We start from the raw sequence: 18,657 nt of genomic DNA, 5'->3' as shown, positions 1-18,657 counted from the left end.
CTCAGGTCTCGTCGGGGAGATGGATCTCGTAGGGGTGCGAGAAGTGGAATTCTTCGAGGTTGGAGCCATCGCCGCCACGATCGACGATGACGAAGTCCTGGGCTTCGCCGAGCGGCGTCAGTACGCCGTGCCAGAGATTGCGCGGATAGTTGATGCCTTGGCCGGGCGCGGTGATGAAGGCTTGCGGTTCGCCGGGGCCATCCTTTCCGTCATGGCAGACGACGACCAGGAACGGGCGTGGCGACAGCGGGATGAACGCCTGGCTGCCGAACGGGTGGCGCTCGACCATGGTGAGCTTCAGCGGCAGCTCGTAAGGCGTGCCCCGCACCATCGAAACCAGCACGCGGGCATTCGGGCCTGCTGCCTCAGCCGTGGCGAGATCGTGGAAGCGCTCTGCCTTGCCGCCATTGATCGGGTAGTGGTTGTCGCCGCCCATGTCGATCACGTCGCCGAAGCCGGCAAAGCTTTCGCGGGTCAGCGGCCGCGCTGTGATGCGGGTCACCGCGCGCGACCGCCAATGCCCGCCCCGCCGAGCTTGGCGTGCCGGTTGACGTCCTTGTAGAGCAGATAGCGGAATTTGCCGGGTCCGCCGGCGTAGCAGGCCTGCGGGCAAAAGGCGCGCAGCCACATGAAGTCGCCGGCCTCGACCTCGACCCAGTCCTGGTTGAGGCGGTAGACGGCCTTGCCCTCCAGCACATAGAGCCCGTGCTCCATCACATGCGTCTCGGCGAACGGAATGACGGCGCCGGGTTCCAGCGTGACGATGGTGACATGCATGTCGTGGCGCATGTCAGCCGGATCGACGAAGCGGGTCGTCGCCCAGCGGCCTTCGGTGCCGGGCATCGGCGTCGGCACCACTTGCTGGTCGCTGCTGAAGAAAGCCTCCGGGGCGTCGATGCCGTCGACGGCCTCATAGGCCTTACGGATCCAGTGAAAGCGTACGGCCTCGCGACCTTCGTTGCGCACCGTCCAGCCGCTCGCGGGCGGCAGGAAGGCAAAGCCACCGGCTTGAAGCACGTGCTTCTTGCCGGCGAGCGAAACGGCCAGCTCGCCCTCGACCACGAACAGCACGCCCTCGGCGCCGGCGTCCGGCTCCGGCCGGTCGCTGCCGCCGCCAGGCAGCACCTCGACGATGTATTGCGAAAATGTCTCGGCAAAGCCCGACAGCGGCCTTGCGATGATCCAGGCCCTGGTCTCGTCCCAGAACGGCAGCGGGCTGGTGACAATGTCCTGCATCACCCCTTTGGGGATGACGGCATAGGCCTCGGTGAAGACAGCGCGGCCGGTCAAAAGCTCATTTTGGCCGGGATGGCCGCCATGCGGCGCATAATAGGTTTTCTGGTCAGTCTTGATCATATCCATGGGGTCCTGACCCTCAGTCATTAGAGCGGGAGCATGTCTTTCAGGCGGAGCAACGCGATGCGCTCGACCTGTTTGCAGGCGGTGTCGAGTTCGACGCCGCGGCTGTTGCCAATGCGGGCCTCGAACTCGGTGAGGATTTCCTCCTTGGTCTTGCCCCGCACCGCAATGATGAAGGGAAAGCCGAAGGTGGTGACGTAAGCGGCGTTGAGCTTGGAGAACAGCTCGCGCTCCTTGTCGGTCAGGGCGTCGAGGCCGGCGGATGCCTGTTCCCTGGTCGATTCCGCCGTCAGGCGCTTCGCCTTGGCCAGTTTGCCGGCAAGATCCGGATGGGCGTTGAGCACGCCGAGCCGTTCGGTCTCGCTGGCGGCGCGGAAGACGCGGCAGAGCGCATTGTGCAAGCCGCCGGCGCTGTCATGCGCAGGTCCGAGCTCCAGTTCGAAGGCGCGCTCGGCAATCCACGGCGAATGTTCGAACACGCCGCCGAATGTGTGGACGAAGGTTTCGAATTCCATCTTCGAGGGTTTCAGCGCCGCCGGCTGGTAAGGATGGTGCTCCTGCCAGTGCCGGGCGATGTCGATGCGCCGCGCCAGCCAGACCTTGTCGTGCGACTTTACGTAGTCGACGAAGCGCTTCAGCGCCGCCACGCGGCCGGGACGGCCGACAAGCCGGCAATGCAGGCCGATGTTCATCATGCGCGGCCGGCCGGCTTTGCCCTCGGCATAGAGCGTGTCGAAACTATCCTTGAGATAGGCAAAGAACTGGTCGCCGGAATTGAAGCCCTGCGGTGTGGCGAAGCGCATGTCGTTGGCGTCGAGCGTATAGGGGATGACAAGCTGCGTGCCGCCGCTGTGCTCGAACCAGTAGGGCAGTTCGTCGTCATAGGTGTCCGACACATAGTCGAAACCGCCTTCTTCGGCGACGAGCCGCACCGTGTTGACCGAAGTGCGGCCGGTATACCAGCCGGTCGGCCGCTGGCCCGTCACCTCGTAATGCAGCTTGATCGCCGCTTCGAGGTCGCGGCGCTCGTCCTCGGCGCTGTGGTCGCGGTAGTCGATCCATTTCAGCCCGTGCGAGGCCATTTCCCAGCCGGCCTCCTGCATCGCCGCCACCTGATCGGGCGAGCGGGCCAAGGCTGAGGCGACCCCGTAGCAGGTCACCGGCACTTGGGCCTCTCTGAACAGGCGCAACAGTCGCCAGAAGCCGGCGCGGGCGCCATATTCGTAGATCGATTCCATGTTCCAGTGGCGCTGGCCCACCCATGGCGCGGCGCCGACAATCTCCGACAGGAAAGCTTCCGAGGCCTTGTCGCCGTGCAGCACGCAGTTCTCGCCGCCTTCCTCGTAATTGACGACGAACTGCACCGCCACATGTGCGCCGCCCGGCCATTTCGGATCCGGCGGATTGGCTCCATAGCCGCGCATGTCTCTAGAGTAACGCATTGCCCCTCCCTGCCGGACACCGCCGGAAGTTGTGATCAGGATAGTCGAAAGGGGTGCCTACGCATTCCCTCGAAATTTTTGAAAGTGTTTTTGTGCCGCTCCGCTCGACCGGGACTTATGCATCGCCTTTAATTGGCGCACAATTCATTGCTTTGCTCGATTGTACCGGGCCAGTTCGTTCTGGAAATGGGAGGCGCCAGTGGCAGAAACGTCGAAAGCCGATGGCGGACGTCTGACGACGCATGTGCTCGATACCGCGACCGGCAAGCCGGCGGCGGGCTTGTCGATTGCGCTTTATCACCTCGAGGGTGAGGCTCGGACACATCTGAAGACCGTTGTCACAAATGCCGATGGACGCTGCGATGCACCGCTGCTGGCAGGCGCGGAGTTTCGCACCGGCGAGTACGAACTGATCTTCGCGGCCGGCGACTATCTGCGCGGCCAGGGAACAAAACTGCCGGAACCGGCCTTCCTCGACAGCGTGCCGATCCGCTTCGGCATGGCTGCAACAGTGCATTATCACGTGCCATTGCTTATCTCTCCCTATGGCTACTCGACCTACAGGGGGAGCTGACGCATGGCCAAGGTCACCATACGCAACGAGATCCGTTTCATCCTCAACGGCAGCGATGTCGCGCTGCCATCAATGGCGCCAGAGACGACCTTGCTCGACTGGCTGCGGCTTGAGCGCTCGCTGCGCGGCACCAAGGAAGGCTGCGCCGAGGGCGATTGCGGCGCCTGCACAGTGCTGGTCGGCAAACTCTCGGCCGGCAAGCTGGTCTATGAAAGCGTCAATGCGTGCATCCGCTTCCTCGGTTCGCTCGACGGCACCCATGTCGTGACGGTCGAGCATTTGCGCGGTGCGCCCGGCCAGTTGCATCCCGTACAGCAGGCGATGGTCGATTTCCACGGTTCGCAATGCGGCTTCTGCACGCCGGGCTTCGTCATGTCACTCTACTGCCTGTGGATGAAATCGCCCGATCCGTCGAATGCGGAGATCGAAAAGGCCCTGCAAGGCAATCTCTGCCGCTGCACCGGCTACGAGGCGATCATGCGCGCTGCCCGCGCCATTTCCAGCTACGGCAAGGCTGCAAAGGATCCGCTGGCGGCGGAGCGCAAGGCAATCACGGCAAGGCTCGAAGCGATGCGTGATGGGGCGCGTGTCGAGATCGGCGCCGGCAAGCAGCGGCTGATCGTGCCGGCCAATGCCGACGATTTCGCCGCCGTGCTGGACAAGGAGCCCGGCGCCACGGTTGTCGCCGGCTCGACCGATGTCGGGCTGTGGGTCACCAAGCATATGCGCGACATCTCGCCGGTAATCTTTATCGGCAATCTAGAGGGGCTGTGCGCAATCTCCGAGGACAATGACGTCATCACCATCGGCGCCGGCGTCACTTACACCGACGCTTTCGCGACACTGGCCAGGCGCATCCCGGTGCTGGGGCCGTTGTTCGACCGTATCGGTGGTGAGCAAGTGCGCAATATGGGCACGATCGGCGGCAACATCGCCAACGGTTCGCCGATCGGCGACACGCCGCCACCCTTGATCGCGCTTGGCGCGCAGCTGACGCTGCGCCGGGGCAAGAAGCGCCGCACCATCGCGCTTGAGGATTTCTTCATCGCCTATGGCAAGCAGGACCGGCAGCCGGGCGAATTCGTCGAGGCCGTGCATGTTCCTGTGCCGGCCAAGGGCACAAAGTTTGCCGTCTACAAGATCACCAAGCGCCGCGACGAGGACATCACCGCAGCCCTCGGCGCCTTTTTCCTCGACCTGGCCAAGGACGGCACGGTGGCCGACATCTGCATCGCCTATGGCGGCATGGCGGCGACGCCGAAGCGCGCTTTCGGTGTCGAAAAGGCGCTGCTCGGCAAACCGTGGACGGAGGCAACAGTGGAAACGGCGATGGCCGAATATGCCGGCGATTTCACCCCGCTGACCGACATGCGGGCGTCAGCCGAGTACCGGGCGCTGGCGGCGAAGAACCTTTTGCTGCGTTTCTTTGCCGAGACCAGCGGCACTCGCGAGCCGACCCAAGTGTCACGCAACGAGGCGGCCTGATGAACAAGCACGCTTCTCCCAACCTCAAGGCACCGAAGATTTCCGGCGGCGTCGCCACCGACCAGCGTCATGATTCCGCGCACAAGCATGTCAGCGGCAGCGCGGTTTATATCGACGACATGCCGGAACCGGCAGGCATGCTGCATGGCTGCCTCGGCCTGTCCATGGCAACGCACGCGACCATCACCAAAATGGACCTGTCCGCGGTGCGCTCGGCGCCGGGGGTTGTCGATGTGCTGACGGCAAAAGACGTGCCCGGCGAAAACGACATCTCGCCGACCGGCCGTCATGACGAGCCGGTGCTGGCCGACGACAAGGTGCAATTTTACGGCCAGCCGATCTTTTGTGTCATTGCCGGGACCCGCGAGGAGGCGCGCCGCGCCACGCGGCTGGCCAAGGTCGAATACAGTCAATTGCCTTTCGTCACCGACGTCGGTGACCTCGACCCGCGCAAGGACAAACTGGTCACCCCGCCGCTGACCTTGAAGCGCGGCGATGCCGCTGCCGCGATCAAGGCAGCGCCGCGCCGGCTGAAGGGCAAGATGCGCGTTGGCGGCCAGGAGCATTTCTACCTCGAAGGCCATATCGCCGTCGCCATTCCGGGCGAGGACCAGGACGTCACCATCTATTCCTCGACCCAGCATCCGAGCGAAGTGCAACATATGGTCAGCCATGCGCTGGGCGTGCCGAGCAACGCCATCACGGTGGAAATCCGCCGCATGGGCGGCGGCTTCGGCGGCAAGGAAACGCAAGGCAACCAGTTTGCCGCCCTCGCCGCGATTGCCGCCAAGAAACATCATCGCGCGGTCAAAATCCGGCCCGACCGTGACGACGACATGATCGCCACCGGCAAGCGTCATGACTTCCTCGTCGACTATGAGGTCGGCTTCGACGACGCCGGCAACATTCTTGGCGTCGACTTCATGTTCGCGGCGCGCTGCGGCTTTTCCTCGGATCTCTCCGGCCCGGTCACCGACCGTGCGCTGTTCCACTGCGACAACACCTATTTCTGGCCGGCGGTGCATGCGCAGTCGGCGCCGCTCTATACCAACACGGTGTCGAACACGGCGTTTCGCGGCTTCGGCGGCCCGCAAGGCATGGTCGGCGCCGAACGCGTCATCGACGAGGTCGCCTTTGCCGTCGGCAAGGACCCGCTCGAAATCCGCAAGCAGAATTTCTATGGCACCAGTGGTGATAAAGAGGGGGGCCGCAACGTCACGCCCTATCACCAGACGGTCGAGGACAACATCATCCATGGCATCGTCGCCGAACTGGAGGCGAGCGCGGACTATGCAAGCCGCCGCAGGATCATCCAGGCCTTCAACGCCAACAGCCGCTTCATCAAGCGCGGGCTGGCGCTGACGCCGGTGAAATTCGGCATCTCGTTTACCGCGACGCATTACAACCAGGCCGGCGCGCTGGTGCATGTCTATACCGACGGTTCGGTGCATCTGAACCATGGCGGCACCGAGATGGGGCAAGGCCTCTATGTCAAGGTGGCGCAGGTGGTGGCGGAAGAGTTCCAGATCGACCTCGACCAGGTGAAAATAACCGCGACGACCACCGGCAAGGTGCCCAACACGTCGGCCACTGCGGCGTCGTCCGGCACCGACCTCAACGGCATGGCGGCGCAGAACGGCGCCCGCCAGATCAAGGACAGGCTGACCGATTTCGCCGCTGAAAAATACCAGGTGCCGCGCGACCAGGTGCTGTTCCTGCCCAACCGCGTGCGCATCGGCAACCAGGAGATCGCTTTCGCCGACCTCGTCAAGCAGGCCTATATGGCCCGCATCCAGCTGTCGGCGACGGGCTTCTACAAGACGCCGAAAATCCATTGGAATCGCGACAAGGGCGAGGGCCGTCCGTTCTATTATTTCGCCTATGGCGCCTCGTGCTCGGAAGTCTCGGTCGACACGCTGACCGGCGAATATGTCGTCGAGCGCACCGACATCTTGCATGAGACCGGCCGCTCGCTGAACCGTGCCATCGACCTTGGCCAGATCGAGGGCGGCTTCATCCAGGGCATGGGCTGGCTGACGACGGAGGAACTGTGGTGGGACGACAAGGGCCGGCTGCGCACGCACGCGCCGTCGACCTACAAGATCCCGCTGGCGTCCGACCGGCCGAAGATCTTCAACGTGACGCTGGCCGACTGGCCGGAAGCCAACGAGCCGACGGTGCATCGCTCCAAGGCGGTCGGCGAACCGCCCTTCCCGCTCGGCATGTCGGTGCTGCATGCGCTGTCGGATGCGGTAGCCAGCGTTGCCGACCACAAGATTTGTCCGCGTCTCGACGCCCCGGCGACACCGGAACGCGTGCTGATGGCGGTCGAACGGCTGAGAGCCGCCAAATCGGCCTGATCGAGCCAGAACGTGCAAATCTGGCCCGAAAACGCTATGTTTCACACCGCATGACCCCGAAATCGATGTCGATTTCGGAAAGGATCATGCGGCAGACTAAATGAGCCGCAGCGTCCTTTGTGCGTCCGCAGGACGCACGGCGCTGCGGTGGGAATGCAGACGATGAACTCGAAAGTGCAAAGCTTGAAAGCCTTTCTCGGCAGCGCCGGCCGGCTTGCTCTGGTCGAAGTGGCCGGCACCAAAGGCTCGACGCCGCGCGAGAAGGGCGCCTTCATGCTCGTCTCGCAGGCGGCGATTTTCGGCACGATCGGCGGCGGCCAGCTCGAATATATGGCGATCGACAAGGCCAGGCAGATGCTTTTCTCCCCCCTTGAGGGGGAGATGGCCGCAAAACGGCCAGAGGGGGTCCTCTCAGGAGGCACCGCAAGGGCGTCGCGCACTGCCGCAGCGACCCCACCCGGCGGCTTCGCCGCCACCCTCCCCTCGAGGGGGAGGGGAACCCGTATCGAGGTCGATGAAGTCTGCGCCACGCTCGACGTGCCGCTCGGGCCCGAAATCGGCCAGTGCTGCGGCGGGCGCGTGGAGGTGCTAATCCGTATCGTCGATGCCGCGCTTGCTGCCGAACTGGTTGCAGCGGCGGAAGCCGAGGAAACCCACTTGCCGCATGTCTATATCTTCGGCGGTGGCCATGTCGGCCAGGCGCTGGCCTCGACCATCGCACTTCTTCCTGTGCACGGCGTCGTCATCGAGACGCGGGCCGAAGCGCTGGAAGGCATGCCGGAAACCGTCGAGACGCGGCTGACGCCAATACCGGAGGCTGAGGTGCGCAACGCGCCTGCCGGCGCCGCCTTCGCCATCCTCACCCACGACCACGCGCTCGATTTCCTCATCGTTGCTGAGGCGCTCAAGCGCGACGATGCGGCCTATGTCGGCATGATCGGCTCGAAGACCAAGAAGGCGACGTTCAGGAACTGGTTCCTGAAATCGGCGGAGGGCACGGAGGCTGAGTTCGCCCGCCTCGTCTCGCCGATCGGCGGCGACGCCGTCAAGGACAAGCGCCCACAGGTCATCGCAGCGCTCGCGGCAGCGGAGATCATGACTGCGCTGGTCGTTCACAACGCGACGTCAAATATCGACCATCCGGTCCAACGAGACAAAGAAATAGCCGGCTAACTTTTCGCCACAGCTACGCCGGCCACTTCAACCCCAGATGCTCGCGTAGAGTGCTACCCTCGTACTCCCGGCGGAACAGGCCACGCCGCTGTAGTTCCGGCACCACCAGAGTGGCGAACGCATCGAGCTCGCCGGGGAAATATGACGGCATGACATTGAAGCCGTCGGCCCCGCCGCCTTCGAACCGGGCCTGCAACTCGTCGGCGATCTGCGCCGGCGTGCCGACGATGCGCCAGTGGCCGCGCGCGCCCGCGAAGTGGCGGGCAAGCTGGCGGATGGAAAGGCCGTCGCGGCGCGATTGCTCGACAACCAGCGCCTGGCGGCTTTTCATGCCCTCGGTCTCCGGCAGTTCCGGCATAGGTCCATCGATCGGGTAGCGATGCAGGTCCGAAATACTGAGATAACTGGACAGCAAGGCAACTCCGACATCGTCGGGAATCAGCGCCTGCAATTCCTCCTGCTTCTCGCGGGCCTCGGCCTCGGTTTTCGCCACCACGGGAGAGACGCCGGGCATGATCTTGATATCGTCCGGCTCGCGGCCATAGGCCGCCGTGCGGCTCTTCAGATCGTCGTAGAAGGCCTTGGCTTCCTCCAGAGTCTGCGCCGCCGTGAACACCACATCGGCGGTGCGGGCAGCCAGGTCGCGGCCGACATCCGAGGCGCCGGCCTGTACCATCACCGGTGCGCCCTGCGGCGAGCGCGGCAAATCGAGCGGGTCGCGTACCGAGAAACTCTGGCCGTCATGGCCGGGAAAGCTGCCGCCTTGCCAAAGTCCTGACACCACCTCGGCAAACTCACGCGCCCGCTCATAGCGGTCGGCGTGGGGTTTGAGGCCCGTCGCGCCGAAATTGGCGGCTTCGATGGGGCTGGCCGATGTGACCAGGTTCCAGCCGGCCCGGCCGCCGCTTAAGTGATCGAGCGACAAAAAGATCCGCGCCAGGCCGTAGGGCTCGTTGTAGCTGGTCGAGGCCGTCGAGACGAGGCCGATGCGGCTGGTCTGGACGGCGAGCGCCGACAGCAGGCTGATCGGTTCGAAGCCGATCGAGCGCGAGGTCTGGCTGGCGATGCCGACATTGGCTTCGCGCAGGCCGGCGGCGTCCTCACAGAAGATCATGTCGAATTTTGCCGCTTCCGCCGTGCGCGCCAGCTGGATGTAGTGGTCGACGTCGATGCCGGCCGTGACATGCGCCTTTGGATGGCGCCAGGCGGCGATGTGATGGCCCGTCGCCCACAGGAAGGCGCCAAGCTTCATCTGGCGGGTCATTGATCACCTCCGGCAAGTCCGAGGCGTGCGCGCAATGTCGTACCGCGATAATCCTGGTGAACGAGGCCACGACGCCGCAACTCCGGCAGCACGCGGTCGAAGAAGCCCTCGAGCGTGGAGGGCGGCATCGCGATGTTGAACCCGTCACAGCTCTTCGAGCGGAACGACGCGTCGAGAGTGTCGGCGGTAACATCTGCGCCAACGCTCAGCAGCAGTTTGACCGCGTCCGGATCGCGTCCGCAGACAGCGACGCGACGTTTGAGATCGTCATGGCGTGCTTTGGCTTCCCCTACGGGTCCGTCGAGCAGGATGACATCGGCGGTGCGAGCCGCGATGTCCCGGCCGGCCTCGGAGACATGCGACAGCACCAGCACTGGCGTATCCTGCGGCGAGCGCGCGACGTTCAGCGGTCCGCGCACCGAGAAGAACTCGCCCTTGTGGTCGAGCAGATGCATCTTGTCGGGATCGTGGAAACGGCCACCTTCCTTGTCGAACAGCAGCGCGTCCGCATCCCAGCCCTGCCACAAGCCCTGAACGACGCCGATATATTCTTCCGCACGACGGCGGAAATCGTCGGCGGAAAATACTTCCGGCCGGCTGAAATTGGCGGCTTCGCGTGGCGCCTGCGCCATGGTCGCGTGCCAGCCAGCGCGACCGCGGCTGATGATGTCGAGCGAGGCAAAACGGCGCGCCAGATTGTAGGGCTGGTGGGCGACGGTGGAAGCGGCAGCAACGAGGCCGATCCTGCTCGTCACCGTCGCCAGCGCCGCCAGCAACGTCGTCGCTTCGAAAGGGCTCGACCCGCCGCTGTCCGGCATGGAGTCCTCGAGGACGATCATGTCCAGCCCGGCCGCTTCCGCTTGCTTGGCAAAATCGGCGAGATCGCTGAAGGCGAGCGGCTGCCCGGAAGCAATGTTGAGCGAAACGGCGAGATGCATTGTGGTTTGCTCGTCAGTCGGCGCGGGGCCATCGAGGCGGAGTATGCAAACCTAAAGTTGCTTGCGTGTAAGGCAACCCTTGCGACTGGGCCAACGGCCCATCACGTGCCGGCCAGCCCTATTTGCCGGCCAGAAGATCCTTGATCAGCCGCTGGCAGCGCTCGGCCATGAAGTCGAGCAGCAGCCGCACCTTGGGATCCTGCAGCTTCTTGTGCGGATAGACGGCAGCAAACTGCACCGGCGTCGGCGGCGTGCTGGCCAGGATCACCTGCAGCCGCCGGTCGCGAATGAAGGGTTCGACCTCGAAGCGCGGCTTGTTGATGATGCCGCGTCCCGACAGCGCCCAGCCGGTCAGCACATCGCCATCGTCGGTGTCGTAAGGGCCGTGCACTTCGAATTTCTGCGGGCCGTTCGGCGTCTGCAGCGTCCAGACATATTCGCGCGCACCGGAATAGCGCAGCATCAGGCAATCGTGCTTCTTGCCGATCAGTTCCTGCGGCTCCACCGGTTCGCCGCGCGCTTCCAGATATTTCGGCGCTGCCACCAGCACGCGCTCGCATTCCATGATGCCGCGCATTCTCAAGCTGGAATCCTCGATGATGCCGAGCTTGAAGGCGACGTCGATGCCTTCCTTCATGATGTCGATATTGTGGTCGGAGAGCCTGAGCCGCACCTCGATATCGGGGTATTTGTCGTGAAAGTCCGGAATGCCCGAGGCCACCAGCCGCCGCCCGAGGCCGAGCGGCGCAGTGACCCGGATGGTGCCGCGCGGCTGGCCGGAGAGCGCCGAGACAGCGGCTTCCGCCTCGGTGATCGCTTCCAGCACCTGCTTGGCACCGGAGTAAAACACCGTGCCGTGCTCTGTCGGCATCAACTGCCGTGTCGTGCGGTTGAACAGCCGCACGCCGAGATGCTTTTCCAGTTCCTTGATGCGGTTCGACGCAACGGCCGGCGAAATGCGCATGTCGCGGCCCGCAGCCGACAGATTGCCGAGCTCGACGACGCGAACGAAGACGGCGATGTTGTCGAGATAGGCCATCAGATTTTCGTGGCTCTCAAACGGCTCGTGGGATCAACCTACTATTTTCCATTTTTTTTTGAAAGTCATCGTACACCTCGCCTCTTTTCGTTTGCGTACCACACCGTAAAGTCAACCGAACGGCAGGGACGATTTCACATGATGGATTTCGCGATTTTCTGGGACTGGCTGAGTTTCGCCGTGCGCTGGCTGCACGTCGTCACCGGCATCGCGTGGATCGGCTCGTCCTTCTATTTCGTCGCGCTCGATCTCGGCCTGCGCCAGCGTCCCGGCATGCCGGTCGGCGCCTTCGGCGAGGAATGGCAGGTGCATGGCGGCGGCTTCTACCACATCCAGAAATATCTGGTGGCGCCGGCCGAAATGCCCGAGCACCTGACCTGGTTCAAATGGGAATCCTACGCCACCTGGCTGTCAGGCTTCGCCATGCTGTGCGTGGTCTACTATGCCGGCGCCGACCTGTTCCTGATCGATCCCAACGTGCTGCCAATGTCGGTGCCGGTGGGCATATTGCTGTCGATGGCAACCATCGGTGTCGGATGGGTGGTCTATGATCTTCTGTGCCGCTCGCCGTTGGGAAAAAGCGACACCGGGCTGATGCTGGTGCTCTACGGCGTGCTGGTGTTCATCGCCTGGGGGCTGACGCATCTGTTCACCGGCCGTGCCGCCTTCCTGCATCTGGGCGCCATCACCGCCACGATCATGTCGGCCAACGTCTTTATGGTGATCATTCCAAACCAGAAGATCGTCGTCGCCGACCTCATCGCCGGCCGCAAGCCCGATCCGAAATACGGCAAGATCGCCAAGCAGCGCTCGCTGCACAACAACTACCTGACCCTGCCCGTGCTGTTCCTGATGCTGTCGAACCACTATCCGCTGGCGTTCGCTACCGAGTTCAACTGGGTCATCGCCTCGCTGGTGTTCATCATCGGCGTGCTGATCCGGCACTATTTCAACACCGTGCACAAGCGTGCCGGCAACCCGCACTGGACCTGGATGGCGGCCGCCGTGCTGTTCATGATCATCATCTGGCTGTCGACGGCGCCGAAAATGCTGACCGGCGAGCCCAAGGCATCCGCCGCGGCGGAGGTCTATATCGCCTCGTCGCATTTCCCGGCGGTGCGCGACACCGTGCTTGGCCGCTGCTCGATGTGCCATGCCGCCGAGCCGGTCTATGAAGGCATCTACCACGCGCCCAAGGGCGTGATGCTCGACACCGATGCCGGCATTGCCGAGCATGCCCGCGAGATCTATCTGCAGGCCGGGCGCAGCCACGCCATGCCGCCGGCCAACATCACCCAGATCAGCGACAAGGAGCGGGCGCTGCTGGTCGCCTGGTTCGAAGACGCAGGAAAATAAGCATGACCTCCACACTTCTGCGCGGCCGCACGCTGAGCTTTTTGCGCTGGCCCGAAGCCATCGACGATCATGCTGCCTGGCGCTACGAGGAGGATGGCGGCCTGCTGATCCGCGACGGGCGGTTCGTCGCCGCAGGCGCCTACGCACAGATCGAGAAACAAGCGGGCGAAGGCGTAAAGAAAATCGACCACCGGCCGCATCTGCTGCTGCCGGGCTTCATCGACGCGCATGTGCATTTTCCGCAGATGCAGGTGATCGCTTCCTATGGCGCCGAGCTGCTCGACTGGCTGAACACCTACACGTTTCCCGAAGAGACCAAATTTTCCAACGCCCAGCACGGCCGCCGCATTGCGCGGTTGTTCCTCGACGAGATGGTACGCCATGGCACCACGACGGTCGCCGCCTACTGCTCCGTGCACAAGGCGTCCGCCGAAGCCTTCTTCGCGGAGTCGCATGCGCGCGGCATGCTCAACATTGCCGGCAAGGTGATGATGGACCGCAATGCGCCCGCAGGCGTGCTCGACACGCCGCAATCCGGCTATGACGATACCAACGCGCTGATTGCGGAATGGCACGGCAAGGGGCGCCAGCTTTATGCGATCACGCCGCGTTTCGCCATCACCTCGTCGCCCGAGCAGCTGGAAATGGCCGGCACGCTCTGCCGCGAACATCCCGATTTGCACATGCAGACGCATCTGTCGGAAAACCACGCCGAGATCGCTTTTACCCAAGAGCTCTATCCGCAGGCGCGCGACTACACCGATGTCTATGAGCAGTATGGTCTGTTGGGCAAAAAAAGCCTGTTCGGCCACTGCATCCATCTCTCGGAACGCGAGGCGGATGCGCTGTCGAACTCAGGTTCTGTAGCGGTGTTCTGTCCGACCTCCAACCTGTTCCTCGGCTCCGGCCTGTTCGACTATCAGCGCTTCCGCCGCCGCGACAAACCGCTGCGCATCGCCGCCGCCACCGATGTCGGCGGCGGCACCAATTACTCCATGCTGCGCACCATGGACGAAGGCTACAAGGTGATCGCGCTGAACGGCGAGAAGCTGAACCCGTTCCAATCCTTCTGGCAGATCACGCGTGGCAATGCCGAGGCGCTGTCGGTGGCAAGCAAGGTCGGCACGCTGGATGCAGGCACCGATGCCGACATCACCGTGCTCGACGCCCGCGCCACGCCGGCGATGCGGCTGAGGATGGAGACGGTGGAGACGCTGGCCGAGGAGCTGTTCCTGCTGCAGACGCTGGGTGACGATCGCGCGGTGCGCGAGGTCTATGTCGCGGGGCGGCCGGCGAAGAGCGACATGATTGCGGGCTAGTCCCCCTCACCCGGATTGCCGAGACCGAATTGCAAGGGCAATTCGGGGCAATCCGACCTCTCCCCGAGGGGAGAGGAGGGCGCCGGCTTCGACGCTCGTCTCTTCTCCCCAACGGGGAGAAGGTGGCCGCGAAGCGGCCGGATGAGGGGGCGGCCGCGACGAGACCTTGACCGGGCAGTCCTTGTCGTACACACGACGTGTGACGATTTCGGAGAAAGAAAATGGCCGCTGCGGACGACATCGCTCTGATCCAGAAACAGGAAGAGACGCTGGTCTTTCCGGCCTTCGACGAGGCAGTGGCCTTCAAGATCGGCGTCGCGATCCGCAAGCGGGCGCTGGCTGACCATTTGCCGATCATCGTCGACATCAGGCTGTGGGACCGGCCGCTGTTCTATGCCGCGATGCCGGGCTCGAATGCCTCCAACCCAGACTGGGCGCGGCGCAAGATCAATGTCGTCAAGCGCTACCTCAAAAGCACCTACCGCCTGGTGCTGGAGCAGCAGCGGCCGGACCGCACTTTCAAGATCGGCGAAGGGCTGGACATTGTCGACTATGTGCTGGCCGGAGGCGGTTTTCCGGTGACGGTCAAAGGCGCCGGCGTCATTGGCGCGATTACGGTCTCCGGCCTGCCGGAGCGCCAGGACCATGGCGTCGTCGTCGATGCGCTGTGCGATCATCTCGGCGTCGACAAGCGTGGGCTGGCGCTGGCTGCGGAATGACCGTGCTCGAACCCAAATCCTTCCTCATCTCCATCTTCGACGCCGCCGTTGCTGCCGCCGATCCCGAACGCACGATCCGGGATCATCTGCCGGCGAAACCTAGAGGCCGCACCATCGTGATTGGCGCCGGCAAAGGTTCGGCGCAGATGGCGGCGGCGTTCGAGAAGGTCTGGGACGGCCCGATCGAAGGGCTGGTCGTCACCCGCTATGGCTATGGCGCCAAATGCGAGCGCATCGAGATCATTGAGGCGGCGCATCCGGTGCCTGATGCCGCCGGGCTTGAAGCCTCGCGCCGCCTGCTCGAGAAGGTGCAGGGGCTGACCTCAGACGATCTGGTCGTGGCGCTGATTTCGGGCGGCGGCTCGGCGCTACTGCCATCTCCCGCCGCCGGCCTGACATTGGCCGACGAGATCGCCGTCAACGAGGCGCTACTCGCCTCCGGCGCGCCGATCGCAGCCATGAACACCATCCGCAAGCATGTCTCGACCATCAAGGGCGGCCGGCTGGCTGCAGCTGCGTATCCGGCCAAGGTCGTGTCGCTGGTCGTCTCGGACATTCCGGGCGACAATCCGGCGCTCGTTGCCTCCGGTCCGACCGTGCCGGACACCGGGAGCCGCGAGGACGCGCTGGCCTCGATAGCGGCCTATGGCATGAAGTTGCCGGACGCCGTGATGGAGCACATCAACTCGGCGAAGGCCGATGCACCAAGTCCTGGGGATGAGCGCTTTGCAGGCAATGAAGTGCATCTGATCGCCTCGGCCGGCGTGTCGCTGGAAGCGGCGGCAGCCGAAGCCAGGCGCCAAGGCATCGAAGCCGTCATCCTCTCCGATTCCATCGAGGGCGAGGCACGCGAGGTCGGCGGCGTTCATGCGGCCATCGCGCGCGAAGTGGCGACACGCAACCGGCCATTTTCTAAGCCGGTATTGATCCTGTCCGGTGGCGAGACCACGGTGACCTTGCGCGCCAAGGGCAAGGGCGGCCGCAACTCGGAATTCCTGCTGGCTTTCGCCATCGGCATCAGCGGGGCGGACAATATCGATGCGCTGGCTGCCGACACCGACGGCATAGACGGCTCGGAAGACAATGCCGGTGCCTTCGCCGATGGTTCGACGGTGTCGCGCATGCGTTCAGCCGCCGTCGACGCCAAGGCGATGTTGGCCGGCAACAATGCCTGGACGGCATTTAATGCGGTTGACGATCTGTTCGTGCCAGGGCCGACCGGTACCAATGTCAACGATCTCCGGGCCATTCTGATCCGGTAGAGCACGTCGAGTTACCTGTCTGCACAAGAGTCGGCGCTGCCCCTCATCCGCCTGCCGGCACCTTCTCCCCGTATAGTGACGGGGAGAAGGAAACTGGCCGCGCCTTCGCGCTCTTCTTGCGACGTTGACGATTTGCGAAAGCCGCGGTCACAGCGTCTTTCTCCCCGTCACTATACGGGGAGAAATGCCCGGCAGAGGGGCGGCGCCGACCGTCGCCTGATTAAGCCGCCATCAGCCGCTTGACCTGCTTCATGTCATGCAAAAACCGTTCGCGCTCGGCTTCCTTGTCCGCTGGCTCGTGGATGCGCAAAATGAAAGACGGATGGATGGTGATGAACACGCGCAGCCCATCTTCCCGCTCGATCACTCGACCGCGCATTTTCGTCACAGGAATAGCCTTGCCCAGCAGCGACAGCGCCGCCGTGGCGCCAAGCGCCACGGCAAGGTGCGGCTTGATCAGTTCGAACTCCTGGTCGAGCCACCAGCGACATGCCTGAACCTCTCCGGCATTCGGCTTGGAGTGGATGCGGCGCTTGCCGCGCGGCTCGAATTTGAAGTGCTTGACCGCGTTGGTGACGTAGACCTTTTGCCGGTCGACGCCGGCGTCATCGAGGATTGCATCGAAGACTTTGCCCGCCGGACCGACGAAAGGTTTGCCGGCGAGATCCTCCTGGTCGCCCGGCTGTTCGCCGACGAAGACCACCTTGGCATTGTCAGGCCCCTCGCCGAACACGGTCTGCGTCGCGTCGCGCCACAGCGGGCAGCGGCGGCAACTCTTCGCGGCTTCGCGTAGGCTCGCGATGGAGGCACTGTCTTCGTCCAGCGCCGGTTCGACGCGCCGCACGGAAATGCGTCTGGCGGGCATTTTTGCTTCACGTGGAAGGCCTGTGGTCGCCATGATCCTGCCTCGTCCATTCGAGATTGAAATGGATAAGGCCGACGATGGTTCCTGCTGCCATCAAACCTCGTGCAGGTAGAGATGATAATCCAGCTCGCTGACGGTGCGGGCGACGCGCAGATATTCGGACTGCTTGATCGCCACGAAAGTGCGATGCAGATCCTCGCCGAGCGCCTCTTTCAGGAAGCTCGACGCCCGCGCCGCTTCGATCGCGGCGCGCCAATCGACCGGCATGGTCGTGCGCGTGACGGCTGCTTCATAGCCGTTGCCGGTCGTCTCCGGGCCGGGGTCGAGACCTTCGTCCAGTCCCTTGACGATGCCGGCCAGCACGGTTGCGGCGATCAGGTAGGGATTGGCGTCGACGCCCGACGGCCGGTGTTCGATGCGCCGGTTCTTCGCATCGCCCGCCGGAACGCGGAGCGCCACCGAACGGTTGTTGACGCCCCATGTCGGCGCTACCGGCGCATAGGATTGCGAGACGAAGCGGCGCCACGAATTGGCGTGCGGCGCAAACACCAGCATCGATTCCGCCATGGTCTGGATCAGGCCGCCGAGCCCCTGCAGCAGCGGCAGCGACCAGCTTTCGCCGCCGGCCTCGGCAAAGACGTTTCGGCCTGCCTTGTCCTGCAGCGAGACATGGAAATGCATGCCGGAGCCGGCGTATTTTTCGATCGGCTTGGCCATGAAGCAGGCGGTGACGCCGTGCCGGCGCGCCTGCGCCCGCACCAGCCGCTTCAGCATGACGAGGTCGTCGGCGGCCCGCATCACATCCTTGCGGTAGTTCAGCGTCAGTTCGTACTGGCCGGGCGCATATTCGGAAATCACCGTCTCGGCCGGAATGCCTTGCGCCTTGGCCGCTGCATAGATGTCGGAAAACAGCGGCTCCATGCCATGCAGATGGTCGACGGAATAGACCTCGGTCTTGGCCGAGCGGCGACCGTCGAGCACGGCGTCGGCCGGCTTCACCTTGCCGTCGGCGTCGCGCTCATTGGCAAGCAGGAAAAATTCGAGTTCGAAGGCGCCGGCGGGGTAGAGGCCCTTGGCTGCCAATATGTCGACCTGCCGGGCCAGCGCCAGCCGCGGGTCCGACGACATTGGCTGTCCGTCCAGATGGTACATCGCCATCAGCAACTGGCCGCGCGGCGGGCTCGTACCATAGAGCGGCACCAGCGTGCCGGGGATCGGCCATGCCCTGAGGTCGCCGTCGCCGGTCGTCCAGATCAGCCCGGTCTCGTGCACATCCTCGCCGGTGATGTCGAGGCCGAGGATCGAGATCGGCATGTGACGGCCGCCCTCATAAATGCTTTTCAGCTCATGCCGGCGCACGATCTTGCCGCGACCGACCCCATTGGCGTCGGTCAAGACGATGTCAAAGGCCTCGATTTCAGGATGGGCGTCGAGAAAGGCTTGCGCCTCGGCGGGCGTCGAGCCCGAAGGTGAAGTCATGATTGCTGTACTCAAGGTTCGCT

16 protein-coding genes are annotated in these 18,657 nt (G+C 63.9%); 8 read left to right on the top strand and 8 right to left on the bottom strand.

The genetic code is table 11. The features are described from left to right. Position 1: 1 nt before the first annotated feature. From AC04SG_RS22685 to puuE, 3 genes are read right to left on the bottom strand one after another with little or no spacing between them, the layout of a single operon-like run. Positions 2 to 502 (bottom strand): ureidoglycolate lyase, encoded by a 501-nt coding sequence (locus tag AC04SG_RS22685; RefSeq protein ID WP_488552868.1) that lies wholly within the window; start codon positions 500 to 502, stop codon positions 2 to 4. Next, positions 499 to 1,356 (bottom strand): bifunctional allantoicase/(S)-ureidoglycine aminohydrolase, encoded by an 858-nt coding sequence (locus AC04SG_RS22680; RefSeq protein ID WP_488552867.1) that lies wholly within the window; start codon positions 1,354 to 1,356, stop codon positions 499 to 501. The genes AC04SG_RS22685 and AC04SG_RS22680 overlap by 4 nt, the downstream gene beginning before the upstream one ends. A 26-nt stretch (positions 1,357 to 1,382) precedes the next feature. Next, positions 1,383 to 2,801 (bottom strand): allantoinase PuuE, encoded by a 1,419-nt coding sequence (gene puuE, locus AC04SG_RS22675; protein WP_488552866.1) that lies wholly within the window; start codon positions 2,799 to 2,801, stop codon positions 1,383 to 1,385. Positions 2,802 to 3,000: 199 nt separating this feature from the next. On the opposite strand from puuE, the gene uraH reads away from it, so the two are divergent. The 4 genes from uraH (at position 3,001) to xdhC (ending at position 8,393) form a co-directional block, all read left to right on the top strand. After that, entirely contained in the window at positions 3,001 to 3,375 is a 375-nt protein-coding gene (gene uraH, locus AC04SG_RS22670; RefSeq protein WP_192255027.1) for a hydroxyisourate hydrolase, read from the top strand. A gap of 3 nt (positions 3,376 to 3,378) precedes the next feature. After that, positions 3,379 to 4,860: a xanthine dehydrogenase small subunit gene (xdhA, locus tag AC04SG_RS22665; protein ID WP_488552865.1), complete on the top strand. Its 1,482-nt coding sequence runs from the start codon at positions 3,379 to 3,381 to the stop codon at positions 4,858 to 4,860. Then, positions 4,860 to 7,220: a xanthine dehydrogenase molybdopterin binding subunit gene (gene xdhB / locus AC04SG_RS22660; protein WP_488552864.1), complete on the top strand. Its 2,361-nt coding sequence runs from the start codon at positions 4,860 to 4,862 to the stop codon at positions 7,218 to 7,220. Before xdhA ends, xdhB begins: the two co-directional genes overlap by 1 nt. Before the next feature lie 162 nt (positions 7,221 to 7,382). Continuing rightward, on the top strand, positions 7,383 to 8,393 hold the full coding sequence (gene xdhC / locus AC04SG_RS22655) for a xanthine dehydrogenase accessory protein XdhC (protein WP_488552863.1): 1,011 nt from the start codon (positions 7,383 to 7,385) through the stop codon (positions 8,391 to 8,393). Positions 8,394 to 8,406: 13 nt separating this feature from the next. Here xdhC and AC04SG_RS22650 read toward each other — a convergent pair whose 3' ends face one another. From AC04SG_RS22650 to AC04SG_RS22640, 3 genes are all read right to left on the bottom strand, one after another. Further along, entirely contained in the window at positions 8,407 to 9,657 is a 1,251-nt protein-coding gene (locus AC04SG_RS22650) for an LLM class flavin-dependent oxidoreductase (protein ID WP_488552862.1), read from the bottom strand. Then, on the bottom strand, positions 9,654 to 10,595 hold the full coding sequence (locus AC04SG_RS22645; RefSeq protein ID WP_488552861.1) for an LLM class flavin-dependent oxidoreductase: 942 nt from the start codon (positions 10,593 to 10,595) through the stop codon (positions 9,654 to 9,656). Before AC04SG_RS22645 ends, AC04SG_RS22650 begins: the two co-directional genes overlap by 4 nt. A 118-nt stretch (positions 10,596 to 10,713) precedes the next feature. Further along, complete coding sequence (locus tag AC04SG_RS22640) at positions 10,714 to 11,634, bottom strand: LysR family transcriptional regulator (protein WP_352582442.1); 921 nt, start codon at positions 11,632 to 11,634, stop codon at positions 10,714 to 10,716. Between the two features lie 138 nt (positions 11,635 to 11,772). Between AC04SG_RS22640 and AC04SG_RS22635 the strand changes: the two genes are divergently transcribed. The 4 genes from AC04SG_RS22635 (at position 11,773) to AC04SG_RS22620 (ending at position 16,290) form a co-directional block, all read left to right on the top strand. Continuing rightward, positions 11,773 to 12,990, top strand: coding sequence for a urate hydroxylase PuuD (locus AC04SG_RS22635; RefSeq protein ID WP_488552860.1), 1,218 nt, complete (start codon positions 11,773 to 11,775; stop codon positions 12,988 to 12,990). A gap of 2 nt (positions 12,991 to 12,992) precedes the next feature. Then, entirely contained in the window at positions 12,993 to 14,309 is a 1,317-nt protein-coding gene (guaD, locus tag AC04SG_RS22630) for a guanine deaminase (protein WP_488552859.1), read from the top strand. Between the two features lie 221 nt (positions 14,310 to 14,530). Then, positions 14,531 to 15,028, top strand: a complete 498-nt coding sequence (locus AC04SG_RS22625; RefSeq protein WP_112567441.1) for a heme-degrading domain-containing protein — start codon at positions 14,531 to 14,533, stop codon at positions 15,026 to 15,028. Then, positions 15,025 to 16,290, top strand: a complete 1,266-nt coding sequence (locus AC04SG_RS22620) for a glycerate kinase type-2 family protein (RefSeq protein ID WP_488552858.1) — start codon at positions 15,025 to 15,027, stop codon at positions 16,288 to 16,290. Before AC04SG_RS22625 ends, AC04SG_RS22620 begins: the two co-directional genes overlap by 4 nt. Before the next feature lie 220 nt (positions 16,291 to 16,510). Here the strand turns inward: AC04SG_RS22620 and AC04SG_RS22615 are convergent, their stop codons facing one another. Together AC04SG_RS22615 and AC04SG_RS22610 are read right to left on the bottom strand one after the other, a co-directional pair. Beyond that, positions 16,511 to 17,155 carry a UdgX family uracil-DNA binding protein gene (locus tag AC04SG_RS22615; protein WP_488552857.1) on the bottom strand — a complete coding sequence of 215 codons (645 nt, stop codon included), beginning with the start codon at positions 17,153 to 17,155 and terminating at the stop codon, positions 16,511 to 16,513. A 93-nt stretch (positions 17,156 to 17,248) separates the two neighbouring features. Continuing rightward, positions 17,249 to 18,634, bottom strand: a complete 1,386-nt coding sequence (locus AC04SG_RS22610; RefSeq protein ID WP_477347243.1) for a glutamine synthetase family protein — start codon at positions 18,632 to 18,634, stop codon at positions 17,249 to 17,251. Positions 18,635 to 18,657 lie beyond the last annotated feature (23 nt).

This window comes from Mesorhizobium sp. CNPSo 4684 (assembly GCF_057784315.1).
Note: the sequence above shows the minus strand (reverse complement) of the source record. Positions and strands in the feature narration are given on the sequence as shown.